Below are 26,849 nucleotides of genomic sequence, written 5' to 3'. Positions count from 1 at the left end.
CCAGACGACTGAGCGCGCCCTTCCCCTTGTGCGGCCGACCGGCATGTCGGCACCGCCGTGCTCCGGGAAGCCGGCGCAGAGGAGTTGACGCGTGTCCGCACAGCACCACTCCCTCCCGGAGGCCTTCGCGCGACAGGCTGAACTGTCTCCCGACGCAACCGCACTGATCTGCGGCGCCGAGCAGGACACGGCCATGACGTACCGGGAACTCGACGCCCGTTCCGACCACTTGGCCCGGCGCCTTGCCACGGAGGGGGTGGGTCCGGGTTCCACCGTGGCGGTCCTGATGGAACGCTCGGCCGAGCTCGTGGTGTCGCTGCTCGCCGTCGTCAAGTCCGGTGCCTGCTATGTCCCGTTGGATGCGCGGCAGCCCGCGTCACGGCTGCGGTCGATGGTCGAGCAGACCGGATCCCGCCTGATCCTGACGGACGGGCCCCGTCCCCAGGCGGAATTCGGCGCCGGGCCACGCGTCCTGCCGGTGCCCGTGGGCGCATCGGACGGGCACGAGGGCCCCGCATCCCCCGGCATCCCTGCCGAACCGCGGCAGCTCGCCTACGTGATGTTCACCTCCGGATCCACCGGTACGCCCAAGGGCGTGGCGGTGACCCACGAGAACGTCGTGGGCCTGGCCCGGGACAAGGCCTGGCGCAGCGGCGCCCACGAGCGGGTCCTGCTGCACTCGCCGCACGCCTTCGACGCATCCACGTACGAACTGTGGGTGCCGCTGCTGTGCGGCGGGACGGTCGTGGTGGCGCCCCCGGGCGAGCTGGACGCCCGTGGCATCGCCTCGGCGGTCTCGGATGCGGGAATCACCGGATTGTGGGTGACCGCCGGGCTGTTCTCCGTCCTTGCGGAGGAAGATCCGCAGTGCTTCCGCGGCGCGCGCGAAGTGTGGACCGGCGGGGACGCGGTCTCGCCCGCGGCCGTCCGGCGGGTCCTGCGGGCCTGCCCCGGCACGGCGGTCGTCAACGGCTACGGGCCGACGGAGACGACGACGTTCGCCACCTGCCACCGGGTCGCCGGAACCGGGGGCCCGGGCACCGTGATTCCCATCGGCGCCGCCATGTCGGGCATGCGTACCGAGGTCCTCGACGGGCAGTTGCACCCGGTGCCGCCGGGTGAGGTCGGGGAACTGTACATCGGCGGTTCGGGCCTGGCCCGTGGCTACTGGAATCGCCCGGACCTGACCGCCGAGCGGTTTGTCGCCGACCCGCTGGGAGAGCCCGGCGCCCGCCTCTTCCGCACCGGTGATCTGGTGCGCGGCGGGCCGGACGGTCTCCTTGAGTTCGTGGGCCGCAGCGACGACCAGGTGAAGATCCGCGGTTTCCGCGTCGAGCCCGGCGAGGTGGAGGCCGTCCTCTCGGAACACCCGGGTGTCGCCCAGGCCGCAGTCGTGACAAGGGAGGACCGGCCCGGGCACAAACGGCTCGTCGGCTATGTCGTCCCCGCCGATGAGGCCGCGCCCGGGCAGAGCGCCGCGCACGCGGACTCGGTGAGCGAGTGGCAGGGGATCTACGACTCGCTCTACAGCGATGTCGCCCGGGCGCGCTTCGGCGAGGACTTCTCCGGCTGGCACAGCAGTTACGACGGACAGCCCATTCCGACGGAGCAGATGCGGGAGTGGCGCGACGCGACCGTGGAGCGGATCCGCGAACTCAACCCGCGTCGGGTCCTGGAGATAGGCGTGGGCACCGGCCTTCTGATGTCCCGCCTTGCTCCGCAGTGTGACGCCTACTGGGGAACGGACCTGTCCGGCCAGGTCATCGAGGCACTGACCGGACTGGTGCGCCGGGACGCCTCGCTCGCGGACCGGGTCGAGCTGCGCGCCCGTGCGGCCGACGACATCAGCGGCCTGCCCGCCGACTTCTTCGACACCGTCGTCATCAACTCCGTCACCCAGTACTTCCCCGACGCCCACTACCTCACGGACGTCCTGGCCAAGGCCGTCGAACTGCTCGTCCCCGGTGGGTCGCTCTTCGTCGGGGACGTACGCAACCTGCGCCTCCTTCGCACCTTCCACACCGATGTCCAGCTGCGCCGCCCGGACCTGCCGTCGAGCCCCGGCGCACTCCGCGCGGCCGTCGAGCACGGCATGGTCCGGGAGAAGGAGCTGCTGGTGGACCCGGCGTTCTTCACCGAACTGGCGGGTGCCGTCCCCGGCATCGGCGGCAGCGAGGTGCGGGTGAAGCGGGGACGGTACGTCAACGAACTGACCCGCTATCGCTACGACGCCGTCCTGCGGAAGGCCGGACGCGGATCCGAGCCCGGCATCCCCGTACTTCCCGTGGAAGAGCTGCGGTGGGGCCAGGACGTCTCGGACCTGGAATCGCTGGCCGACCGCCTCGACGCCGGACGGCCCGTCGACATCCGCGTCACCGGCCTGCCCGACAACCGGATCGCACCCGTCGCCGCGGCACTGCGGGCGCTGGGCGGCGCGGGTGGCTCGGGCCGGATCCGCCCGTTGGGCGCTCAGGACGACGCCGAGACCCTCGTGGTCGAGCAAGTGCATGAGCTTGCCGCGGGGTTGGGGCTTCGGGCCTCCGTCACCTGGTCCGCGACCGCTGATGACGCCTTGGACATCGTGGTGACCCGCCGCCCGCACGGCGCACCCGGCGGCGGATCCCCGACACCGGCCGGCACGGCGCTGACCTCGCTGGTCAACGCCCCCGCGACTGCGCGCGACACCGGCGCCCTGGTCTCCTCGGTCCGCGACTTCCTGCGGGGGCGATTACCCGAGTACCTGGTCCCGGCCGCCACGGTGGTGCTCGAGACCCTGCCGCTGACGCCGCACGGCAAGGTGGACCGCCGACGGCTGCCGGAGCCCGACATCAGCTCCGCCGAGGACGGACGGCCGCCGCGCACCCCTCTCGAAGAGCTGCTGTGCGGGCTGTTCGCCGACATCCTCGGCGTGTCCAGGGTCACCATCGACGACAGCTTCTTCGCGCTCGGCGGGCACTCCCTGTCGGCCACCCGCCTCAGCTCCCGGCTGCGGTCGGCGCTCGGCCTGGAGCTTCCGGTGCGCAGCGTCTTCGAAGCACCGACCGTCGCCGGTCTTGCCGAGGCCGTGCGCCAGGCATCGGCAGGCGATCGGCCCCCGCTCCTGCCCTTGGAGCACCCCGGTCAGATACCCCTGTCCTTCGCTCAGCGCCGCCTTTGGTTCCTCGACCGGCTCCAGGGACCGAGCGCGACGTACAACGTCCCCCTCGTCCTCGAACTGAAGGGCGAGCTGGACCGGACAGCACTCGAAGCCGCGCTCGGCGATGTGCTTGAGCGCCACGAGAGCCTGCGGACGGTGTTTCCCGAAACGGCCGGTGTGCCCCGACAGCTCGTCCTGGACCGCGCGGCCGCACGGCCGCCGCTGGACATCAGCACGGTGACGCCCACGGAACTCGACGCGGCGGTGGCCGCAGCGGTGCGCCGTCCGTTCGACCTGGCGAGCGAAGTCCCGGTCAGGGCCCACCTGTTCACCACGGCCCCGGGCTGCCACGTCCTGGCGCTGACCATCCACCACATCGCCTGCGACGGATGGTCCCTTGCACCACTGTGGCAGGACCTCGCCACCGCCTACGCCGCACGCCGTCGCGGTGAAGTCCCCGGCACGGAGCCCCTGCCGGTCCAGTACACGGACTACACCCTGTGGCAGCGCCGGCTCCTGGGCGACGAGGGCGACCCCGGCAGTCCGGCCGCCCGCCAGCTCGCCTACTGGACCGGTGCCCTGACCGGGCTGCCCGAGTGCGCCGAACTCCCCCTGGACCGGCCCCGGCCGCAGTCCGCATCCCACCGCGGCGACACCCTGCACTTCACCGTGGACGCCGATCTGCACCGGCGGATCGTGGACCTGGCAGGGCGGTGCGGGGCGAGCCCGTTCATGGTGGTGCACGCCACTCTCGCCACCTTGCTGACCAAACTGGGCGCGGGCCACGACATCGCGATCGGTACCCCGGTCGCGGGCCGCACGGACCATGCCCTGGACGGTCTTGTGGGGTTCTTCGTCAACACCCTGGTGCTACGCACCGACACCTCGGGGAACCCCGCCTTCCGAGATCTGCTCGCCCGGGTGCGGGAGACCGACCTGGCCGCGTACGCCCATCAGGACATGCCGTTCGAGCGCCTGGTGGACGCCCTCGCCCCGGCGCGCGGGACGGCCCACCACCCCCTGTTCCAGGTGATGCTCGCCCTCCAGAACGCTCCACAGGGTGCGCCGGAGCTGCCGGGTCTGGCCGTCGGGGAGCGCGCGGTGAGCACCGGTGCCTGCCGGTTCGACCTTTCGCTGAGCCTGCGGGAGTCCCGGGGCGCCGACCAGCGCCCGCAGGGCATGGACGGGGTGGCGGAGTACAGCACCGATCTGTTCGACCGGGGCAGCGTCGAGCGTCTCGTCCAACGGTTCCTGCGTTTCCTCGACGCGGTCACCGCCGACCCCGGGCAGCGGATCGGCGCGCTCGACGTGGTACTCGCCGACGAGCGGGAAAGGCTCCTTGCGCAGGGCCGCGACAGCGTGCGGGAGGTACCGCGGCTGCCCCTGCCCGAGCTGTTCGAGGCGCAGGTCGAGCGGGCGCCGGAGGCGACGGCGTTGCTCTTCGACGACGGTGTGGGACCCGTACGGAAGTTGACGTACCGTCAGCTGAATGCCCGGGCGAACCGGCTCGCGCGGTATCTCGTCGGCTGCGGCATCGGCCCCGAGCAGTACGTGGCCATCGCGCTGCCCCGTACGGTCGACTCGGTCATCGCCACCCTCGCCGTGCTGAAGGCGGGAGGCGCGTATCTGCCGCTGGACGCGAACCATCCCGCGGCGCGGCTCCGGTTCATGCTCGAGGACGTCCGCCCGGTGCTGCTCCTCACCGACTCCGGCACCTCGCTTCCCCTGCCGGATGTTCCCGGTACCCCCGGCATGCGCCGAGTCGTCCTGGACCGGGCCGAGACCCGGCACGCCGTCGGCCTGTGCCGGGAGACGGACGTCGCCGACGACGAGCGGGTACGCCCGCTGACGGACACGAGTCCCGCGTACGCCATCTACACGTCCGGGTCCACCGGCCGTCCCAAGGGCGTCGTGGTGACCCACTCCGGTTTCTCCGGTGTCGCCGAGGCGCAACTGCGGCGGTTCGGGGTGACGGCGTCGAGCCGGATCCTCCAGTTCGCATCGCACAGCTTCGACGGCGCCGTGTGGGAGCTGTGCGGCGGGCTCCTCACCGGCGCCACGCTGGTGATGGCACCGGCGGAACTCACCGCGCCCGGGCCCGGGTTGGCCGCCCTGGTCGAGCGGCTCGACGTCACCCACGCGACGCTGCCCCCGGCCGCGCTGACCGTGATGGAGCCCGCTCAGCTGTCCTCCCTGTCCTCACTGATCGTCTCGGGTGAGGCGTCGTCCGGGGAGACGGTCCGGCGCTGGTCGGCCGGACGCCGTTTCATCAACGGCTACGGCCCGACCGAGACCACCGTGTGCGCCACGCTCAGCTCTCCGCTCTCCGGCAGCGGTACGCCTCCGATCGGCACGCCCACCGTGGGCGCGAGCACCTACGTCCTCGACCGCGACCTGTGTCTCGTGCCGCCCGGGATCCCCGGCGAGCTGCACGTCTCCGGGGCCGGACTCGCCCGCGGCTATCTGCACCGGCCGGGGCTCACGGCCGACCGGTTCGTGGCCGACCCGTTCGGCGCCCCCGGCTCCCGGATGTATCGCACGGGCGACATCGTGCGCTGGAACAGCGACGGGGAGCTGGAGTACATGGGCCGCGCTGACGGCCAGGTCAAGATACGGGGGTTCAGGATCGAGCCGGGCGAGGTCGAGGCCGCCCTGAGCACCCACCCGGACGTCGCGCAGGCCGTGGTCGTCCCCCGCAAGGACAGCCGCGGCGCCATCTGCCTCGCCGGATACGCCGTGCCCGCCGGGAACTCGGCGACCCTGAACGGCCTTGAGCTGCGCTCCCATCTCGCCGGTCTGTTGCCCGACTACATGGTCCCGGCCTCGGTGACGGTGCTCGACGCGCTGCCGATCGCGGCAACGGGCAAGGTGGACCGGGCCGCGCTCCCGGCGCCGGACTTCGCGACGCTGTCGGCAGGCCGGGCGCCGCGCAATCCGCGCGAACGCATCCTGTGCGAGCTGTACACCGAGGTTCTGGACGTCCCGCAGGTCACCATCGACGACAGCTTCTTCGCCCTGGGCGGGCACTCACTGCTCGTGACCCGGGTGATCAGCGGGATCCGCCGCCGCCTCGGGGTGGAACTGCCCGTCCGTACCCTCTTCGAACGGCAGTCGGTGGCCGCGCTCCTCGAGGCCGTCGACGGGCCGACCACGCCGATCGACCCGCGCGGGGCGGACGCGTGCGGTCCGGGCCCGGCCGGCCTCGCGGCGGACGCCGTGCTCGACCCGCGGATCACCGTCGGGCCCCGGCTGGAGGGCCAGTCCGGCGACACGACGGACCACGAGAACATCCTGCTGACGGGCGCGACGGGCTTCCTCGGCGCCTTCCTCCTGCGCGAACTCCTCGACCGTACGAGTGCCGACATCCACTGTCTGGTCCGCGCGGACGACACCGAGCAGGCGGCCAGGCGCGTCCGGCGGAGCCTGGTGGAGTACGGGCTGTGGAACGAGTTCACCCGCAGCCGGATCGTGCCCGTGCCCGGCGATCTGGAAAAGCCCCTGCTCGGCCTCTCCCCGGAGCGGTTCGACGCCCTGGCGGCCCTGACTGACGTCGTCTATCACAATGGCGCGCGGGTCAACGCGGTCGAACCGTACGCCCGGCTGAGGGCGTCGAACGTGTCCGGCACCCAGGAGGTGCTTCGGCTTGCGGCCCGCTCGATTCCGGTGCCGGTCCACTACGTCTCGACTGCCGCGGTCTCCGTGAGCACCGACGGGGACTTCGAGGGCCTCGGCCCCGTGCCCGAGTCCCACCGGGTACGCCCGGAGTCCCTCATGCCGGGCGGCTACACGGCCAGCAAATGGGCGGCGGAGCAACTCGTGTGGGAGGCAGCCGAGCGCGGGCTCCCGGTGAGCGTGTACCGGTTCGGCCGGGTGAGCGGACACACCGTCAGCGGGGCCGGTTCCAGCAAGGACGTGCTCTGGCAGCTCGTGCGGGCCATGCTCGTCATCGGGGCCGCGCCGAGCCCGGCCGGTCAGGACGCTCCACCCCCCGTGGTCGATCTGATCCCGGTGGACCACGCCGCCGCGGCCCTCGTCCATCTCTCCCGCCGCCGCGGCAGCCTCGGTCTGGCGCACCATCTCACGTGCCCCGAACCCGTCCCCTTCGACACCGTCCTCGGCCATCTGCGGGCGTACGGCTATCACTTGGACACCATGGGCCTCGACGACTGGACCCGAGCCCTGCGCCGGCAGGCGGACGCCGAGGCGGACCGGGCGGCAGGCGCGGGACTCCTTGACGCGGCCGTGCTGCTCACCGACACCCTGCCCGCGCTCTCCCGCCTGGGACAGATCCGTCTCGACCGGACCAACACCCTGACCGGCCTCGCGGACTCGGGACCCGCGTTCCCGGCCCTGGACGGCGCGCTCATCCGTACCTACGCCGATCACTTCGTCACATCCGGCTTCTTCCCGCCGCCCGCTCGCTGAGCAGCACCTTCACGCGGACGGGACCTGGCCGCCGCACCACCACGCCATCACCTCATCCAGTCACCCACTCATCCAGTCCCCCACGGAAAGGCACGCATCATGAGCAACCCCTGGGACGACCCCGAGGGCACCTTCTCGGTGCTGGTCAACGACGAGGGACAGCACTCCTTGTGGCCGTCCTTCACCACCGTGCCCGCGGGGTGGACCACGGTCCACGGCCCCGCCTCCCACCAGGAGTGCCTCACGTACGTCGAGGAGAACTGGACCGACATGCGGCCCAAGAGCCTCGTCGAGCACTACAACCGGTTCTCGGAGGTGCGGTCCGCATGAGCGACCAGCAGTCACCCCGCAGCTACCCCTTCAGCGAAGCGGTCGCCCTTGACCTCGATCCGCTGTACGGAAAGCTTCGCCACGAAGACCCCGTCCCCCGGGTCAGCTGCCCTTTCGGCGAAGACGCCTGGCTGGTCACCAAGCACACGGACATGAAAACGATCCTCGGGGATCGCCGGTTCAGCCGTGCGCTGGCAGCGGAGCACGACGAGTCCCGCCTCACCCCGCTGCCCATCCACACCAGCATCCTGGGCATGGACCCGCCCGACCACACCCGGCTGCGCCGTCTCCTGGCCAAGGTCTTCACCACGCGCCGCGTCGAGCTCCTTCGCCCCCGGATCGAAGGGGAGGCGCACCGGCTGATCGACGGACTCGTGGCCCAGGGGCCACCCGGTGATCTCATGGAAGGGTTCGCGGTTCCCTTCGCCGGCACAGTCGTCTGCGATCTGCTCGGCGTCCCGTTCGAGGACCGCGAGCAGTTCCGCAGCTGGCTTGACGCGTTCTCCGCCACGACCGTGATGACGGAGGAGGAGATCGAGGCGGACACCGAGCGGCTGCACGGATACATCGCGCAGCTGATGGGCAGCCGGCGAGCGCAGCCGCAGGACGACCTGATCAGTGCCATGGTCAAGGCCAGCGACGAGGAGGACAAGCTCTCCGAGAAGGAGCTGGTGGAACTGGCGAGCGTCCTGCTGATCGCGGGGCACGAGACGGTCTCGTCGCAACTCATCGACTCCCTCTACGTCCTGTTCACCCACCCCGAGCAGCTTGAGCTGCTCAAGCGCAGGACCGAGCTGATGCCAAGGGCGATCGAGGAGCTGCTGCGTTACGTGCCCCTCATCTCCCATGTCACCTTCGCGCGCTACGCCACCGAGGACATCGAACTGAGCGGAACGCTGGTCCGTGCGGGCGAGTCCGTGCTTCCCGCCATTCCCTCGGCCAACCGCGATGAATCGGTGTTCGAGAACGCGGACCTTTTCGACCTGACCCGGGAGCACAATCCCCATCTGGGATTCGGGTACGGAATCCACCGCTGCCTGGGTGCGCCGCTCGCCCGCCTTGAAATGCGGGTGGCGCTGGAGGCGCTGTTCGCGCGGCTGCCCGGCATGAGATGCGCAGTTCCCATGAATTCACTGGAATGGAAGGACGGCATGCAGGTACGGAGCCTGCTGCGGTTGCCGATCGCCTGGTGAATTCCCGGTAAACCCGCAGGGCTTGGCAGAGGGCCTCCCCGCGGACGTGTCATACGTCCGCGGGGAGGCCCGCGCCCGCACCGTCAGGCGAGCCGCCACTCGGGGGACGGGGGGCTGCTCTCGACCGTGGCCGCGGCGTCACGGTTGGCCACCGGGCCGAGCACGGTATCGATCCGGGCCATGACCTCGTCGTCCAGTCTGATGCCGACCGCCTTGACGTTGTCGGTGATCTGCTCGGGCCGCGACGCTCCGAGCACGGCGGCACAGATATTGGGGTTCTGGAGCACCCAGGCGAGCGAGAGTTGAGCGACCGTCAGGCCACCGTCGGCGGCGATCGGCTGGAGCTGCTGCACCCGGCCGAGGACATCGTCCGTCAACCAGGCGGCCAGTTCCGCCGAGCCGTCGTTCGAGTCCGTCGCCCGGGAGCCCTCCGGCCACTTCCCGCCCGGCAGATACTTGCCGGTCAGCACGCCTTGGGCCAGTGGCGACCAGACGATCTGCCCGACACCGAGCTCCTCGCAGGCCGGAATCACCTCGGCCTCGGGCACCCGCCACAGGGCCGAATACTGCGGCTGGTTGGACACCAGGGGGATCTTGAGCTCCCGGGCGAGGGCGTGCCCGCGCCTGATCTGGTCCGCGGTCCACTCGGAGACACCGATGTAGTGCGCCTTGCCGGAGTGCACCACGTCGGCCAGCGCTTCCATGGTCTCCTCCAGCGGGGTGGAGAGGTCGAACCGGTGGGCCTGGTAGACATCCACGTGGTCCGTGCCGAGACGGCGCAGGGAGTTGTCGATCGACTCCCGTATGTGCTTGCGCGAGAGCCCCATGTCGTTGCGGCCCGGCCCGACAGGCGCGAAGACCTTGGTGAGAATCTCCAGGCCCTCCCGCCGCTCTCCCTTCAGTGCCCGGCCGAGGGATTCCTCCGCGTGGGCGTCCGCATAGACGTCCGCGGTGTCGAAGGTGGTGATACCGGCGTCGAGTGCGGCCCGCACGCAGGCGAGTTCCGTCTCTTCGCTTCTCGATGAACTCCGGGTCAGCCAGTTGCCGTAAGCAATCTGACTGACAATTAAACCGCTGCGTCCCAGATGGCGAAAGTCCATGGCCTCAAATTATCAACGGAATTGGGATCGTTCCGGCGAATGCGCAATTGACTAGGGCCGCCATCGGTCGCGGCCTGGTGGTCGAGGTCCTTCCGGACACCACCCGGCATGCGGTGAACTCCCGTCAGTCGTCGGCGAGGCCCGCCGCCGTCAGCTCGGCTCAGGCCGCAGGCGGGATCGGAGTGGACTGTGGCGACCCACTGTGGAAACCGTGCACCGTCACGTTCGTTCATCAAGATCGCGAAGCTCATGTTCCACCGGGTCGCTGTGCGCGGAGACGGCGGCTGCGAAACCGGCCCACCTGCCCCCCGCCAGACCGGAGGTGATCCTCGATCGCTCGGTCGACGCCCTTCTCGCCCACGCCCACGCACCGGACGCCTTGTTCGGCTACGAGGTCCACCACCAACTCCGCGACCCGCCCGAAGGGTTGCGTGCCGCCGCAGACGGTGCGGTGCCCCTGCTGCTCGGGGGTGTCAGCAGGGGCACCGCGGCCCGGGGCGGAACGGCAGCGGGACTACGAGGTGGCCAGCGCTTCGGTGGGAGGCAGCCGGGCGGCTCGTACAGCCGGATAGAAGCCGGCCAGGCCGCCGATCACGAGGGTGGCGCCGACACCGCCGACCATGGCCCAGACCGGCACCACCGTGGTCATGTCCTGGTACGTCGCGTAGCCGATGGTGACGCCGATGCCGAGCAGTACGCCGCCGATGCCGCCGAGAGCAGACAGCAGCAGCGCCTCGGCCAGGAACTGGGTGCGTATCTGGCCTCGGGTCGCGCCGAGCGAGCGGCGCAGGCCGATCTCGGAGCGGCGCTCGAGGACGGAGATGACCATGGTGTTGGCCACGCCGACGCCGCCGACGAGCAACGCCACGCCGCCGAGGCCCAGGAGCAGTCCGCTGAGGGTGTCGTCCGTGGCCTCCTTCGCCGCCAGTACGTCGGAGGGGCGGGAGACGTCGACCTCGTTGGGCACCTCCGGGTTGGCGGTGGCGCCGAGCTTCGCCTGGACGTCCTTGACCGCGTCCTCCTCGGCACGGACGTAGACGGTGGTCGGGTAGCCGTCGAAGCCGAGCTCCTGCTGTGCCACGCCCCAGCCGATCATCGCGTTGTTGTCCAGGTCGGGCAGCAGCTCGTTCGGCGCCATCAGCCCCACGACGGTGAACCAGCGGTCGCCGAGCCAGACCCGTACCTCCGGTCCGGCGTGGTGGACATTCAGCTGGTAGGCGGCGTTGGCGCCGAGCACGACGGCCGGGTACTTGCTGTTGGCCGCGTTGAGCCAGCGGCCGTCCGTGAGCTCGGCGCCGATGGACTTCAGCAGGTCGGTACGGGCGGCGGTGACGCGCAGGCCGCCGGATTCCTCCTTCGGCATCAGGTCGTTGCGGTAGACCTTCGCGCTGGTCTTGCCGAGGGCGGAGACCGAGGTGACGTCCGGGATGTTGCCGATCATCGAGAGGGAGCGCTCGGGCAGGTGCGCGGTGCCGCCGCCGAAGGACTCGCCAGGGGACACCGTCAGGAGGTTGGTGCCGAGTGCGGCGAGGCGCTGGTTGAGGTCGTTGGTGGAGGACGAGGAGATGCCCACCACGCCGATCATGGCGGCGATACCGATGGCGATGCCCAGCGCGGACAGGAACACCCGCATCGGCCGCGCGCGCAGCCCCGAGCCGCCGACCCGGACCACATCGGCCGGGCCCATCCGGGCCGCCTTGGGGCGCGGGGGCGCCGGGAGGCTGCGCCAGGGGGCGGCCCCGGTCTCCCGGGGCGGGGATGTCAGGCTCATCGGGCGCTCCCTCCGGCCATCAGCTCGCCGGCCGCCGCGCCGACAGCCGAGTCGTGCTCGATCCGGCCGTCCTTGAGCCGGACCTCCCGCGGCAGCAATGCGGCGATGTCGCGGTCGTGGGTGATGACCACGACCGTCGTGCCGGCCTCCTGCAGCTCGTGCAGGAGCTCCATCACCACCGCGCCGGAGCGGGAGTCCAGCGCGCCGGTCGGCTCGTCGGCGAGCAGCAGCGGCGGGTCGCCGAGCACCGCGCGGGCGATGGCCACGCGCTGCTTCTCGCCGCCGGAGAGCTGGTGCGGCTCGTGGTAGAGCCGCAGGCCGAGGCCGACCCGGCGCAGCGCCCGCTCGGCCAGCTCGCGTCGCTCGGCGCGGGACCGGCCGCTGTAGAGCAGCCCGTCCGCGACGCTGTCCAGCGCCGGTACGCCCGGCGCCAGGTGGAACTGCTGGAAGACGAAGCCGATGGTGGCGGCCCGCAGCGCGGACAGGTCGCGGTCGCGCAGCTCGTCGATGTCGTGGCCGCCGATACGGACCTTGCCCTCCGAGGGGCGGTCCAGGGTGCCCATGATGTTGAGCAGCGTGGACTTGCCGGAGCCGGAGGGGCCGACCACCGCGAGCAGTTCGCCGTGGTGGATCACCAGGTCGGCGGACCGCAGCGCGGCGAGGTCGCCGTAGGACTTGGAAACCCCGGCCAGGTCGACCACCGGGTGGGACAGTGCGGTCACTTCGGGACCCCCACGACGGTGCCCTCGGAGATGCCGGCGCCGGAGACCTCGACCATGCTGTCGGCGAACATGCCGAGCTTGACCGGGACGTACTCGACACCGTTCGGCGCCGAGGACTTCACGACCTCCAGCGCGTAGCCGCCGCCGTCCTTGGCCACCAGGGCGCTGACCGGGACCGCGAGCACATCCTTGCGGCTCTCCGACTTCAGGGTGACGTCGACCGACGCCGCCTGATAGTTGCCGAGACCCTTCTGATCCTTCACCTTCAGCTCGACGGGGAGGGTCGATGCCTTGTCGCTGTCGCTGTCGCCGGAGCCGGAGTCACCGGAGCCGGAGTCGCCGGACCCCGCGTCGGCGGCGTTGGAGGGCGAGCCGACCTCGGTGACCGTCGCCTCGACGCTCGTCCCGTCGGGGAGTTTGACCTGCGCCTTCGTGCCGTTCTTGACGAGGTCCTCGTACTGGGCGTCGAGGTCCACGGTGATGACCCGCTCGGTCGCGGTCCAGGACAGCACGGTGCCGCTGAGCGCGGCGCCGACCTCGGCCTTCACCTCGGAGACCTTCCTGGCCCCGGGGGCCACCACCGCGTCGCCCGGCTTGACGGTGCCGGTCTCCTCGCGGTTCAGGTCGCCCTGCCACTCCTCCACGGCGGCGGCGGTGTCGTCGTTGTACGTGGAGTCGGCGATGAAGCCGTCGTAGCCGAGGGACTTCAGATTCTGCTCGAGGATCTTGACATCGCTGCCGGACGTGCCGGACTTCATGGTCCGGTAGAAGGGGATGCTGCCGTAGAGCAGGGGCGTCTTCTGCTGGTTGTCGCGGTAGACGTCCCCGCCGCGTTTGATGGTGTCCCCGGCCTTGGGCACCCAGGTGACGATGCCGGAGCCGCCGCCCGCTCCCGGCTCGGCGCCGCCGCCGGAGGACTGGGCCGGCACGGTGGACGCATCACCGTAGCTGAGCTTGCCGTCCACGGTCTGGGTGTCGGTGAGGGAGGTGCGCTGCACCTTCGCTGTCGCCGAAGGGCCTGTGGATGCCTGGGGCTTGTCGTCGTCCTTGCCGCCCAGCGTGCCGGTGGCGGCGAGGCCCGCGGCCGCGGCCACGGCGATCGCCACCAGCACGATCAGGGTGGTGCGCAGCGGCCGCCGCTTGCGGTGGCTGAGCGTCGGCTCCTCGCCGCCGGCGCCGTCCTGGCCGCCGCCGGCTGGGACGGGGGCCGGAGCCGCGGGATCCTGGGCGGAAGCGGCGAGCGCCGCCCCGGCCGGCTGCTCGGTGGCCAGGGCACCGGGCCCGCGCACTTCCAACGCGGCGGCCGGGTCGCTGCCCGGCTCGCCGGGACCCCGCAGTCCGGGGGTGTGGTCCGGCGACGTCACTGCTCGGACCCGTCAGTGAAGTACAGCTCGCCGCCCGGCGACTTGTCCTGGCAGGCCTGCGAGGCCTTCTGCAGTTTCGGGTCGTCGGGCATCATGCCGATCTTGCCGAGCGGTACGTTGAGCCGGGTGCCGTCGATCTCCGGGTCAGGGAACTTCGGGATGCCGTTCTCGCGGATGCACTTCGCCCACGAGGTCACCTTCGAGGTGTCCATCTTGCCGCCGTTCTCGCGGGAGCGCCCCTGCGGCATCTTGTCGCGGCAGGCCTCCATCGCCTGCTGGGTCTTCGGGTCGTTCTGACCGTTGCCGGGGTTCATGATGACCCGGCCGTCGGCGTCCTGCTCCGGGTCCGGGTAGTCGGGCACGCCGTTCGCCCGCATGCACTTCGAGTAGGCCAGCGCCTGGCTGAATCCCTTGTCCTTGGTTCCAGGCGACTTACTGCTCCCCGATTCGGCGGCACTCGAGTCACCGGAGCAACCGGCGGCACCGAAAGCGGCGAGAAGCAGAGCGGACGTGGCGATCAGGGTGCGCGCTTTGGTGCGCTTGCGTGTGATGAGCATGCAGCCGTTTCTACGCGGACGGCGGTCACACGGCGGACACAGCCGCAGCCGTCCAACTGTCCATTCCGCAAGCGTTTGTGACCGCACGGTTACCAGGGTCCTCACACGGTGAGGACATGACACTGACTGCTGCGGCCACCTACCCCGAGGCCTCCCCCGGCACCGCCCCACCGCCCCACCGCCGCTGGTTCTGGCGCTCTCCCCCGGACCAGCCGCCCTGGGCCCGCCCGGCGCTGCTGGGGGTGGCCGCGCTCGCCGCCGTGCTGTACGGCTGGAATCTCACCAGCAGTTCCTACGCCCCGTACTACTCGGTGGCCGCCCGCAGCATGTCGGAGAGCTGGCACGCGTTCTGGTTCACCGCCCTCGACCCGGCGGCCACCATCACCATGGACAAGGTCGGCGGTTTTCTGTGGCCGCAGGCCCTGGCCGCCCGGCTGTTCGGCTTTCACGCCTGGGCGCTGACCCTGCCCCAGGTGCTGGAGGGCGTGGTGTCGGTGCTGGTCCTGTACCGGGTGGTGCGCCGCTGGCAGGGTCCGGTGGCCGGGCTGGCCGCGGCGGGGCTGCTGACCATGACGCCGGTGGCCGCGTCGATGTTCGGCCACGCGATACTCGACGCCTCCCTCACCATGTGCCTGGTGCTGGCCGCGGACCAGTACCAGAAGGCGGTCATGACCGGCCGCCTGGGCCCGCTGCTGCTCAGCGGCGTATGGATCGGCCTTGGCTTCCAGGCCAAGATGATGCAGGCCTGGGTCGTCGTTCCGGCGCTCGCCCTCGGCTATCTCATCGCCGCCCCGCACCCGCTGCGCAAGCGGCTGGGGCAGCTGGTGGCGGCCGGCGGCGTGCTGCTCGCCGTGTCACTGTCGTGGGTCGCGCTGATGACCTTCACCCCGGAGAGCTCGCGCCCGTACGCGGACGGCACGACCAACAACAGCGCCTTCGCCATGGTTTTCGGCTACAACGGGCTCGACCGCCTGCACGACGGCTTGATCGACGGCTCGTTCAAGGGGACCTTCCAGGGTGCGCCGCCGTCGCAGAGCCAGGCCGGCGCCCACGCGGGCGACCCCCAGGCCATGCCGGGCGCCGAGGGGTGGGGCAAGCTCTTCGGACCCCGGTTCGCCGCGCAGATCGGCTGGCTGTATCCGCTGGCGCTGCTGTCCCTGGTCCTCGGCCTGGCTCGGCACCGCCGCGCACCGCGCACCGACCAGCGGCGGGCCGGCTATCTGATGTGGGGCGGCTGGCTGCTCACCTCGGCGGTACTGCTCAGCGCCATGGGGGTCCCGCACACGGCCTACGTCACGCTGCTCGCACCCGCGCTGGCCGCGCTGGCCGCCGCCGGCGTCGTGGCGCTGTGGCGCATCCACCGCACGGCGCTCGGCCCGCCGCAGACCCTGGTGCTGCCGGCCGTCATCGTCGTACAGGAGGCATGGACGCTGCATGTGGCCGCGGAGTACCCGGAGTTCGTGCCATGGCTCACGCCTGTGATCCTCGCGGCGTCCGTCGCGGCCTGCGCGGCGCTCGTGTACGCGGTGCTGCCGACGCCGCCGGACGCCCGGCTGTCCCGCCGGATCGGGGTCGCCGGCCTTGTGGCGGGCTGCGTCGCGATGTTCGCCGCGCCCACGGCGTGGTCGCTGTCGGTGCTGGACTCCACGTACGCCGGCTCGTCCTTCGACGCGTACGCCGGGCCGCCCTACCGGCCGGAGGGCGGCAAGCCGGGGAAGAAGAGCGGCGGGCCGGCCGTATCCGCGGGCGGGCAGGGGGCTTCCGGGCAGCCGGGCCGCTCCTCCGGCCCGTCCGGGGCCCAGAGCGGCGGCGGCATCGTGACCGGGCTGAGCAAGGACCAGAAGAGACTCCTGGCGTACGTCCAAAAGCACAACCGCGGCGCCGAGTACACCTTCTCCACCGACGGCTGGGAGGCGGCGGCCCCGTACATCTACGCCAGGGCCCTGCCCCTGCTGCCGCTCGGCGGGTTCACGGGCGGGGCCAACTCGGCGACCCTGGCCGAGTACCGCGAGCTGGTCGCGGACGGCAAGCTGCGCTTCGCACTGCTGCGCGGCGGCGACGGGAAGACGGGCGCGTCACAGCCCGGAAGCTCGGTGGGGCAGATCAACGACTGGGTCAGGTCCACGTGCACCAAGGTCGAGCCGAAGGCGTACGGCGTACAGCAGCCGGGCGAGAAGGGCCCGGGTGAACCCAAGGGAGCTGAAAGCCCGAAGGGCCCGAAGGGAGCCCAAGACCGGAAGGACCCGAAGGGCCACCCAGGCCCCAAGGCGCCGGAGGAGCAGACGGGATCGAGGTCCTCGGAGGATCAGGCCGGAGCGAAGCCCTCGAAGGGCGAGGCAGACCCCAAGCAGCAGGACCAGGCAGGCCGGCAGGGCCGGGAGACCCTCTATCGCTGCTCCCCCGGCGCCGTATGACACCGGCCGGGCACTGACGTGGGCGACGGCCCTGTCCGGGCCGCCGTCGGCGTCACCAGGCGACCGGCAGCTCTTCCACGCCGTACTGCGCGGCGAAGGGACGGAACCGCAGCTCGGCCTCCGGAACGGCGAGCCGCAGCCCGGGGAACCGCGCCAGCAGCCCGGCGATGGAGGCCCGCAGCTGCAGGCGCGCGAGCGCGGCCCCGATGCAGTGGTGGACGCCGTGCCCGAACGCCAGGTGCGAGGAGGCGTCCGCGCGCGTGAGGTCCAGGCGGTCCTCGGGGCCGCCGGGCAGCCTGGTGCGGTTGACCGCGAGGAGGGAGCAGGAGACTGTCTCGCCGGCCTTGATCTGCTGCCCGCCGAGGGTCACGTCCTCCAGCGCCGTCCGCGGCGACGCCGTCGACACCACCGTGACGTGGCGCAGCAGTTCCTCCACCGCCTGATCCAGCAGCTCCGGCCTCGCGCGCAGCAGCGCGAGCTGGTCCGGGTGCTGCACCAGCGTGAGCACGCCCAGGCCCAGCATCTGCGTTGAGTTCTCCAGCGCGCCCGCGAGAAACGAGTTGGCGACGCCGACCAGTTCGGCGTCGGTCAGCTCCGCGCCGTGTTCGCGGACGATGGTGCCGAGCAGGTCCTCGCCGGGCTCCCGGCGCTGCCGCGCGACGATGCCGCCGAGGTACGAGATGTACGCCTTCTGTGCCGCTATCCGCCGCCGGGCGCGGCTGCCGGAGCGGGCGTCCATCCGGCTGGGCGCGCGCACGTCGAGCATCCGACCCAGCTGGGCGAGGTCGTCGCGCGGGATGCCGAGCAGCGCGCAGCTGACCAGGCCCGGCACCGGCCAGCCGAAGTGCCGCATCAGGTCGGCCGGCGGCCCGTTCTCGGCCAGCACGTCGAGCCGCTCGGCCACCACCGCTTCGACGGCCGGTGCCATCGAGCGCATGTGCCGGCTGGTGAAGGCCGGCGCCAGCAGCTTCCGTAGCCGGCCGTGCTCCGGGGGGTCGTAATGCAGCAGATTTCCGGCCTCCTTGGGCTGCGAGACGGCCTTCTGCTGTACGGGCGGCACGGAGCTGAACCGGTCGGTGTCGCTGAGCACCGCCCGTACCTCCGCGCGCCCCGTGACGACCCAGTCGAAGACTCCGGGGTCGCGGGCGACGGGCGTGCTGTGGCTCATCCGGGTCAACTCGGGCGTCGGGGCGAGGCCGTCGCGGCGCAAATGCGGGGGCAGTTCCGGTGGCTGCGACATGGGGTGCCTTTCCGTTTACCAGGAGACGGGGAGGTTCTCGATGCCGAAGGTGGCCATCCACGGCGGCCGGAACCGCAGGTCCTCGCGGGGCGCCGCGAGCCGCAGCTCAGGGAAGCGACGCAGCACGGCCGCGAAGGCGATCCGCAGTTCCATGCGGGCGAGGGCCGCGCCCGCGCAGTAGTGGATGCCGTGGCCGAAGGCGAGGTGGTTGTCGCCCTCGCGGAGGATGTCGAGGCGGTCGCGGGCGGTCTCGTCCGGTTGGGCGCGGTTGACCGCCAGCAGCGAGCAGGAGACGACCTGTCCGGCCTTGATGGTGTGCTCGCCGATGCGCACCTCCGTCAGCGCCGTGCGCGGTGAGGCGACCGCGACGACGGTGGCGTAGCGCAGCAGTTCCTCCACCGCCCGGTCAAGCAGCTCGGGTTTCCCGCGGAGCACGGCGAGTTGGTCCGGGTGGTCGAGCAGCGCCAGGATGCCCAGGCCCAGCATGCCGACCATGTTCTCGATCCCGGCGGCCATGACGGAGGCGGCCAGGCCTACCAGTTCCTTGTCGGTCACCTCCGGCCCGTGCTCCTTGATCAGCCCGCTGACGAGGTCGTCGCCGGGGTCGCGGCGCTTGGTGGCGACGTAGCGGGCCAGATAGTCGTCGAAGGCCTTGGCGGAGGCGCGGCGGGCCCGCCAGCCGCGGTTGTCGCGCCGGCTGAGGTCGAGGTGGCGGGCGAGTTCCGCCTGGTCGTCGCGGGGGATGCCGAGGAGCGTGCAGCCGACCAGGCCGGGGATGGGCCAGGCGAAGTGCCGCATGAAGTCGGCCGGGCTGCCGGCCCGTTCCATGACGTCGAGGCGGTCCTCGACGATCCGCTCGACCTGCGGTTCGATCCGGCGCATCCGGCGCAGCGTGAACTCCGGCGCCAGCATTTTGCGCAGCCGGGTGTGCTCCGGCGGGTCGTGCATCAGCGGATTGCCGATCTGGGTGATCTCCCGCGACTCCTCCTCGCTGTCGGCCGGTGGCCGGGTGGAGAAGCGGCACCGGGCATCGCCGAGGATCTCCCGTACTTCGTCCCGTCCCGTGGCGACCCAGCTGATCAGCCCCGGCCCGGTGTCCTCGAGCAGCGGCGTCCGCTCGCTCATCACCTCCAGGCCCGGCGGCGGTTCCATTCCCTCCCGCACATGGTTCGGGATGATGTCGAAGGACTTCTCCGCTGCCATCTCAATCGCCCCTTCCGGCACGGATCTTCGCGGTGAGCACGCGGCCGATGCCGGACCGGTGCGCGGATTCGAGCATGTCCTCGTGGCTGGAGGTGACCTCGTGGGTCTCGATGTTCCCGGCAACGTATGGGCGCCAGCTCGCGATGGCCTCGGTGGCCAGCAACTTCTCGGTGCGCCGCTCGGTCGCCACGAACACCAGCAGGTCGCCGCCGAAGCGGCGCGGGGTGTGGTCGCGGATGAGGCCGACGATGTTCATGATGACCTCCCGCATGTTCTCCAGCTGTGCCCCGCGCGCCTCCACGTCCCGGCCGGGACCGGCGCCGCTGTCCTCGTCCCAGCTGCCCCTGCCGTCCACCGGACCGAGGCCGCCCTCCTGGTCGCTGCCGACGGATCCGACGTCCCGGTACGGATACGCGTCGAGCAGCGCGAGCAGATCGACCTGCTCGCCCAGTTCCTCCAGCCGGCACGCGATGGCCTGCGCGACGACACCGCCGAAGGACCAGCCGGTCAGCCGGTACGGGCCGTGCGGCTGCACGCTCCGCAGCTGGGCAACGTAGTCGTCCACCATCTCTTCCATGCTCTGCGGCAGCGGCTCCGGTCCTGCGAGGCCGCGCGCCTGGATGCCGTACATCGGCAGATCGGCCGGAAGGTGCGGCAGCAAGGTGGCGTAACTCCAGCTCAGGCCGGTGCCGTGGTGAATGCAGAACAGCGGCCGGCGATGGCCCTCGGCACGCAGGGGCAGCAGCACCCCGAGGTCCTCGGAGTTTCTGACGGTGCGTCGGCCAACGCCGTCGCGCCGGTGCCGGTCCGGGTCGCCCGCGGCGTGCGGCCGCAGCAGGCCGGAGGCTTCGCGCCGGGCCCAGTGGCCGGTGCGCAGCATCCGTTCGCCGCGGCGGCCGAAGGGGCTGGCGACGAGGCGGCTGCCGGTCTCGCCGGATGCGTCCGGGTAGCGCTGCGCGAGCGCCGGGCCGGTGACGTACACCTCGCCGAGGGCGCCCGGCGGGACCGGACGGAGGTAGAAGTCCAGCAGATGGGCACGGGTACCGTCCGGCCACCGCACGTCCGTGCCCTGGTCGCCGGGCGCGGCCGCCGGCCGCTCGGTCAGGGCCCGCTCGCCCTCGTCAAGGAGTTCGAGTTTGCCGATCGGGAGTTCCGGATCCTTCGCGACCTGCTCAAGGACCCGCACCAGCCGGCGGGCGAAAGCGGCGGCCTCCGGCTCGTCGAAGAGGTCGACGGCGTAGTCCAGGCTGCCGACGATGCCGTCCGGGTCCCCGTAGTCCTCGAAGCTCTCGGTCAGGGTGAGCCGCAGGTCGAGCGCGGAGTTCTGGGGCGGCAGCGGCAGCCTGGTGGTGGCAAGACCCGGCAACCCCGCGTCCTCCCACTTCTCGGCGATGTCGTCGCGTACGTCGAGGAGAACCTGAAATACCGGGTGATGGGCTCCGCTCGACCTCGGCTCAAGCCGCTCCACCAGCCGGTCGAAGGGCACGTCCTGGTTCTGCAGCGCTTCCTGGTACGCCTCCCTGGCCCGCTTGACCAGGGTGCGGAAGGCCGGGTTGCCGTGGGTGTCCAGGCGCAGCGACAGCAGCCCGGACAGCGGCCCGACCACGCCTTCCAGGCTCTCCTCCCCGTCCGGCCGCGGCAGTACGGTGCCCAGCAGCAGGTCCGTGCCGGCGCCGAGCCGGGAGAGCAGCAGCGCGAGCGCGGCGTGCACCGCCGTGAAGGTCGTCGCGCCGGCGGCGTCGGCCGCGTCAAGGAGCTGGGCGTGGGTGTCCGCCGGGATCCGGATCGGGATGGAGGCGGTGCGCCGGTCCGGCCCGGCCGCCGGCTCCCGGTCCGTCGGCAGTCCGGTCCGCAGCGGGGCGTCGGCCCAGGCGGCCCTCCAGTACTCGAGCTGATCGGCGACCAGGCTCTCCGCCTCCTCCTCACCCTTGAGCAGCTCGCGCTCCCAGAGCGCGTAGTCGGCGAACTGCAGTGGCAGCGGCGCCCGTTCGGACGCCCGCCCTTCGCGGCGTGCCCCGTAGGCGGCCGCGAGGTCGCGGATCAGCAGATTCACCGAGGACTCGTCCGCCGCGATCGGGTGGATGACGAGGAGCAGCACATGCCCGGTGGCCGAGAGCCTGAAGAGATGCTGCGCCCAGGGCATCTCCCGGGACAGGTCGAAGCACTGCCGAATACGGGACGCCAGCAGCCCGGGCAGCTCGTCCTCGCTCGCCGGCAGCACCGCCGGCAGCACCGCCGGCCCGGCGCGTACGACGTCGTCGCCGGCCTCGGACAGCTCCTGCACCAGCGTGCCCTCCGGGCTCTCCCGGAACCGCGTACGCAACAGCTCATGCCGCGCCACCACATCGGCCAGCGCCGCCCGCAGAGCCGGCACGTCCAACTCGCCCTCGAGCCGCAGCGCGGCGGCGAGGTTGCTCGTCGCGTCCGCGCCGGCCGCCCGTTCCGCCTGCCAGACCCGCTGCTGGTGCACGGAGGCGGGGAGTTCGGCGGGCCGCTGTTCCACCGCCCGCAGCGGCGGCCGCAGCTTGGCGCCGATCAGCCGCTCCACGCCGACCGGGGTCGAGGCGCCGAAGAACTGCCGGATGCTCAGCTCAGCGCCGAGTTCGGTACGCACCCGTCCCGCCAGCCGCATCGCCAGGGCCGAGTTGCCGCCCAGGTCGAAGAAGTTGTCGTCCGGCCCGACCCGCTCCAGGCCCAACACCTCGGCGAAGAGGACGCACAGGGTCTCCTGGAGTTCACCCTGCGCCGCCTGCGCCGAGACCAGGTTGGCGTAGCTCGGCGCGGGCAGGGCGGACTTGTGCAGCTTGCCGTTGGGGGTGAGCGGCAGCGCGTTGAGCGCCATCACCGTGGCCGGAACCATGTACTCGGGCAGCCGGGCGGCGGCGAACTCCCGCACGGCGTCCGGGTCCAGTCCGGCGCCCTCGACGGGGACAGCGTAGGCGACCAGGCGGGGGTCGCCGGGCCGGTCCTCGCGGACGACGACGGCCGCCTGGGCGATGTGTTCGTGGGCGGCGATGACCGACTCGATCTCGCCGAGTTCGATGCGGAAGCCGCGGATCTTGATTTGTTCGTCGGCGCGGCCCTGGAAGTGCAGTTGCCCGTCGCCGCTCCATTTGGCGAGGTCGCCGGTGCGGTACATGCGGGCGCCGTCGGCGTACGGGCAGGCCACGAACCGTTCGGCGGTCAGCTCCCGACGGCCCAGGTAGCCGCGGGCCAGCCCCGGACCGGCCAAATAGACCTCGCCGGTGGCACCGATCGGCACCGGACGCAGGAAGTCGTCCAGGACGTAGACCCGGGTGTTGGGCAGCGGGCTGCCGATCGCCGGGGGCTGATCGTCCGGTGTGATGCCCTCGTCGAGCGCCACGGCCGTGGCAATGACGGTCGACTCGGTCGGCCCGTAGGTGTTCCACAGCCCGGCCGCCGCCCGCCACTTGGCGGCGAGGTCGGCGGTGAGGCGCTCGGCCCCCAGCACCCAGTTGCGTACGCCGGGGACGGTCTGCGGGTCCAGAACTCCGAGCAGTGAGGGCACCACGCTCGCGACGGTGACACCACTTCCCTCGACCATGGCGGCCAGGGCCTGCGGGTCGGTGCGCTCCTCACTGGCGGCGATCGCCAGGGTGCCGCCGGAGGCCAGGGTCACGGCTACGTCAAGCACCGAGGCGTCGAAGCTGAACGACGCGAACTGCAACGTCACCTCGCCAGGACCGGCGCCCAGCACAGGCCCCATCGCCTCGACGAGATTGGCCGGGCCTCGGTGGGGGACAGCGACGCCCTTGGGACGGCCGGTGGAGCCGGAGGTGTAGATCACGTACGCCAACTGGTCGTGAGCTACCTCTATTTCGAGCGGCAGCTCCGACTCCGCGGTGATCGCCTCCTCCGCGTCGGCCAGCACGGCGGTGTCCAGCACGACCTGTGCCTCGCTGGACGCGACCATGAACTCGAGGCGATCGGCGGGGTACTCCGGGTCCAGCGGCACGTACGCGCCGCCGGCCTTCCACACCGCCAGCATCGACACCACCATGTCGACACCCCGCGGCAACCGCAGACCCACCCGCGACTCCCCGCGCACGCCCTGCCGACGGAGGTAGCGGGCCAGCCGATTCGACCGCGCCTCCAGCTCCGCGTACGACAGCTCCTCGGACCCGCAGCGCACCGCGGCCACGTCCGGGGTCCGGACCACCCACTCCTGGAAGCGCTCCGGCACGGTCAGCGGGCCGAACGGCCGGGTGCCGGCGTTCCATTCCTCGACCACGCGCGCCCGTTCGTCCGTCTCGAGTACGTCGATCTCGCTCAGCCGCACCTGCGGATCCGCCGCCACCTGCTCCAGGACCCGTACGAGACGGTCACCAAGGGCCCGTACCGTCGACTCGTCGAAGAGATCCGCCGCGTACAGAATCCCGCCCCCGAGACCCGCCGGAGCGCCATCCACACCCCACCGCTCGCCCAGCGATACGGACAGGTCGAACCGCGCCGGCAACTCCGCCACGGGCGGGAGCGGGGTGACGCGTAGGCCGGGCAGCTGCCATTCGGCCTCGGGGATGTTCTGCAGCGCGAGCATCACCTGGAACAGCGGGTTGCGGGACAGCGAGCGCGCCGGGTTCAGCTCCTCCACCAGCCGCTCGAACGGCACGTCCTGATGCGCGTACGCCGCCAGATCCGCCTCCCGCACCCGCCGCAGCACCTCGGCGAACGACGGATCACCTTCCAGGTCCGCCCGCAGCACCAGCGTGTTCACGAAGAACCCCGACAGCCCCTCCAGCTGCGCATCCCCGCGTCCCGCGACGGGCGTACCGAGGGGGATGTCCGACCCGGCGCCCATCCGCGACAGCAGCACCGACAGCGCGGCATGCACCAGCATGAACATCGTCGCCCGGCCGTGCCCGGCCGCCTCGATCAGGCGGGCGTGCGTCTGTGCGGACACATCGACGTCCACGGTTCCGCTGCGGAAAGAGGGGGCCGCGGTACGGGCGCGGTCCATCGGCAGCGCCAGCTCGGGTGGTGCGTCGGCGAGCGCGTCCTTCCAGTACGCCAGCTGCCCGCTGATCACACTCTCCGGATCACCCGGGTCACCCAGCGCCTCCCGCTGCCAGAGGGCATAGTCCGCGTACTGCACCGGCAACGGGTCCCAGCCCGGCGCCCGCCCTTCGCAGCGAGCCTCGTACGCCACCCGCAGATCCCGGGCCAGCACCCCCATCGACCAGCCGTCCGAGGCAATGTGATGCACCACCAACAGCAGCACAGACTCCCTCGGCGCCACCCGCAGCAACGACACCCGCCACGGCAGCTCCACACTCAGATCGAAGCCACGGCCGCTGAGCCCGGCCAGAGTCTCATCGAGGCGGGACTCCTCGGTGTCCACGACGGCCGGCCGCGGATGGGCATCATGTCCGGCCAGTACGTGCTGGCGGGGCTTGCCCTCCCGGTCGGGGTAGACGGTGCGCAGGCTCTCGTGCCGGTCGGCGACGTCGCCGAGCGCCGCCTCCAGCGCCTGCAGATCCAGCTCACCCTCCATCCGCAGCGCCAGCGGCAGGTTGTACGCCCCCGCCGCCTCCGAGTCCACGCCGTCCATCCGGCTCAGGAACCACATGCGCTGCTGGCCGAACGACAGCGGCACGTCGTCGGGCCGCGGCTGCGGCCGCAGCGCCACCCGGTTCCCGGCCGCGGCGTCGCCGACCAACCGGGCGATCCCGGCCACAGTGGGTGCGCCGAAGACGTCGCGGATACCCAGCTCGGTGTCAAGCACCGCGCGGATTCGGGCGACGAGCCGCATGCCGAGCAGTGAGTCCCCGCCCAGCTGGAAGAAGTCGTCATCGATACGGACCTCGCCCATGCCGAGGACGTCGGCGAAGAGGGTGCAGAGGATCTCCTCGACGGGGGTGGATGGTGCCCGTCCGTGGCCGGTGGCCGATTCCGGGGCGGGGAGGGCGGTCTTGTCGACCTTGCCGTTGGGGGTGAGGGGCAGGGCGTCCAGGATCGTGATGGTGGCCGGGACCATGTAGTCGGGGAGGCGGGTGGCGGTGAACTCCCGTATGGCGGCGGGGTCCAGCGACGCGTCGGACACGGTGTACGCGACGAGGCGGTCGTCGCGGGCGATGACAGTGGCCTGGGTGACATCCGGGTGGCAGGTGAGGACGGATTCGATCTCGCCGAGCTCGATGCGGAACCCGCGGATCTTCACCTGTTCGTCGGCGCGGCCCTGGAAGTGCAGCAGCCCGTCGCCGCTCCACTTGGCGAGGTCGCCGGTGCGGTACATGCGCGCGCCGTCAGCGTACGGGCAGGCCACAAACCGTTCGGCGGTCAGCTCCCGACGGCCCAGGTAACCGCGGGCCAGACCCGGGCCGGCCAGATACACCTCGCCGGTGGCACCGATCGGCACCGGGCGCAGGAAATCGTCCAGCACGAAGACCCTGGTGTTGGGCAGCGGACCGCCGATCGCCGGCGCTTCGGCATCGGACGTGAAGCTTGCTGGCAGTTCCACGGCCGTGGTCATGACGGTGGCCTCGGTGGGACCGTAGGTGTTCCACAGCCCAGCCTGCGCACGCCACTTGGCGGCCAGGTCGGCGGTCAACCGCTCGGCACCCAGCACCCAGTTGCGGATGCCGGGGACCGTCTTCGGGTCGAGCACGGACAGCAGGGAGGGCACCACGCTGGCCACCGTCACCCCGGCCGATTCGATCATCTCCGCCAGGGCCTGCGGATCCGTACGCTCCTCGCCGGTCGCGATCGCCAGCGTGCCACCGGACGCCAGCGTCACGGCCACGTCAAGAACCGAGGCATCGAAGCTGAACGACGCGAACTGCAGCGCCGTCGTCCCCTCCGAGACGCCCAGCACCGACGCCATCGCCTCGACCAGATTGGCTACGCCCCGATGCGCCACCGCCACACCCTTCGGACGGCCGGTCGACCCCGACGTATAGATCGCATACGCCAACTGATCGAGATCACAGTCCACTTCGAGCGGTGCACCTTGCTCGGCAGCAACCCCGGCCCCGGCTTCCGTCAGCCACTCGGCATCGATCACCACCGACGCGCCACTGTCGACCGTCATGAACTCCAGCCGGTCAGCCGGGTACTCAGGGTCCAGCGGCACATACGCACCCCCGGCCTTCCACACCGCCAGCATCGACACCACCATGTCGACACCCCGCGGCAACCGCAGACCCACCCGCGACTCCCGAACCACCCCAAGCCCACGCAGATACCGAGCCAGCCGATTCGACCGAACCTCCAACTCCCCGTACGAGACAACCTCCGCCCCACACCGCACCGCCACCGCATTCGGCGACCGAAGCGCGTGGGCCCGGATGAGTTCCGGAACGGTGTTGGTGACATTCGTGCGGCGAGAGTCAGACATGCCAGAGGTCTCCACTGGGTCGTCGATCGCTGGGCGCGGA

Annotated in this window: 12 protein-coding genes; 4 read left to right on the top strand and 8 right to left on the bottom strand. The window is 71.5% G+C overall.

Annotated features, from left to right (window positions below; translation table 11 throughout):
- The first annotated feature begins 91 nt into the window (after positions 1-91).
- The 3 genes from ACFWY6_RS02660 to ACFWY6_RS02650 all read left to right on the top strand — a co-directional run bounded on the left by ACFWY6_RS02660 (position 92) and on the right by ACFWY6_RS02650 (position 9,084).
- Positions 92-7,561 carry an amino acid adenylation domain-containing protein gene (locus tag ACFWY6_RS02660; RefSeq protein ID WP_384685594.1) on the top strand — a complete coding sequence of 2,490 codons (7,470 nt, stop codon included), beginning with the start codon at positions 92-94 and terminating at the stop codon, positions 7,559-7,561.
- Positions 7,562-7,660: 99 nt separating this feature from the next.
- On the top strand, positions 7,661-7,891 hold the full coding sequence (locus tag ACFWY6_RS02655) for an MbtH family protein (protein WP_384685591.1): 231 nt from the start codon (positions 7,661-7,663) through the stop codon (positions 7,889-7,891).
- Entirely contained in the window at positions 7,888-9,084 is a 1,197-nt protein-coding gene (locus ACFWY6_RS02650; RefSeq protein WP_384685588.1) for a cytochrome P450, read from the top strand. The genes ACFWY6_RS02655 and ACFWY6_RS02650 overlap by 4 nt, the downstream gene beginning before the upstream one ends.
- Positions 9,085-9,167: 83 nt before the next feature.
- Here ACFWY6_RS02650 and ACFWY6_RS02645 read toward each other — a convergent pair whose 3' ends face one another.
- The 5 genes from ACFWY6_RS02645 to ACFWY6_RS02625 form a co-directional block, all read right to left on the bottom strand.
- Entirely contained in the window at positions 9,168-10,184 is a 1,017-nt protein-coding gene (locus tag ACFWY6_RS02645; protein ID WP_384685585.1) for an aldo/keto reductase family protein, read from the bottom strand.
- A gap of 514 nt (positions 10,185-10,698) precedes the next feature.
- Complete coding sequence (locus tag ACFWY6_RS02640; RefSeq protein ID WP_384685582.1) at positions 10,699-11,955, bottom strand: ABC transporter permease; 1,257 nt, start codon at positions 11,953-11,955, stop codon at positions 10,699-10,701.
- Positions 11,952-12,677, bottom strand: coding sequence for an ABC transporter ATP-binding protein (locus tag ACFWY6_RS02635; protein WP_384685579.1), 726 nt, complete (start codon positions 12,675-12,677; stop codon positions 11,952-11,954). The genes ACFWY6_RS02640 and ACFWY6_RS02635 overlap by 4 nt, the downstream gene beginning before the upstream one ends.
- A complete protein-coding gene (locus ACFWY6_RS02630; RefSeq protein ID WP_384685576.1) occupies positions 12,674-14,041 on the bottom strand; it encodes a peptidoglycan-binding protein in 1,368 nt (455 codons plus the stop codon). The genes ACFWY6_RS02635 and ACFWY6_RS02630 overlap by 4 nt, the downstream gene beginning before the upstream one ends.
- Complete coding sequence (locus ACFWY6_RS02625) at positions 14,038-14,598, bottom strand: hypothetical protein (RefSeq protein ID WP_384685573.1); 561 nt, start codon at positions 14,596-14,598, stop codon at positions 14,038-14,040. Before ACFWY6_RS02625 ends, ACFWY6_RS02630 begins: the two co-directional genes overlap by 4 nt.
- 116 nt (positions 14,599-14,714) lie before the next feature.
- Here ACFWY6_RS02625 and ACFWY6_RS02620 point away from each other — a divergent pair, with 116 nt between their 5' ends.
- Positions 14,715-17,012, top strand: a complete 2,298-nt coding sequence (locus ACFWY6_RS02620) for a glycosyltransferase family 39 protein (protein ID WP_384685570.1) — start codon at positions 14,715-14,717, stop codon at positions 17,010-17,012.
- A gap of 52 nt (positions 17,013-17,064) precedes the next feature.
- On the opposite strand, the gene ACFWY6_RS02615 is transcribed toward ACFWY6_RS02620, so the two are convergent.
- From ACFWY6_RS02615 to ACFWY6_RS02605, 3 genes are read right to left on the bottom strand one after another with little or no spacing between them, the layout of a single operon-like run.
- Positions 17,065-18,252: a cytochrome P450 gene (locus ACFWY6_RS02615; protein ID WP_384685567.1), complete on the bottom strand. Its 1,188-nt coding sequence runs from the start codon at positions 18,250-18,252 to the stop codon at positions 17,065-17,067.
- 15 nt (positions 18,253-18,267) lie between these two features.
- On the bottom strand, positions 18,268-19,455 hold the full coding sequence (locus ACFWY6_RS02610) for a cytochrome P450 (RefSeq protein WP_384685564.1): 1,188 nt from the start codon (positions 19,453-19,455) through the stop codon (positions 18,268-18,270).
- Position 19,456: 1 nt separating this feature from the next.
- The gene (locus tag ACFWY6_RS02605; RefSeq protein WP_384685561.1) at positions 19,457-26,809 is read right to left on the bottom strand and encodes an amino acid adenylation domain-containing protein; all 7,353 of its coding nucleotides are present in this window, start codon (positions 26,807-26,809) and stop codon (positions 19,457-19,459) included.
- Positions 26,810-26,849 lie beyond the last annotated feature (40 nt).

Origin of the sequence: Streptomyces sp. NPDC059037, from assembly GCF_042740015.1 — a bacterium.
Taxonomy (GTDB): domain Bacteria; phylum Actinomycetota; class Actinomycetes; order Streptomycetales; family Streptomycetaceae; genus Streptomyces.
This window is presented reverse-complemented; position numbering and strand designations above follow the sequence as displayed.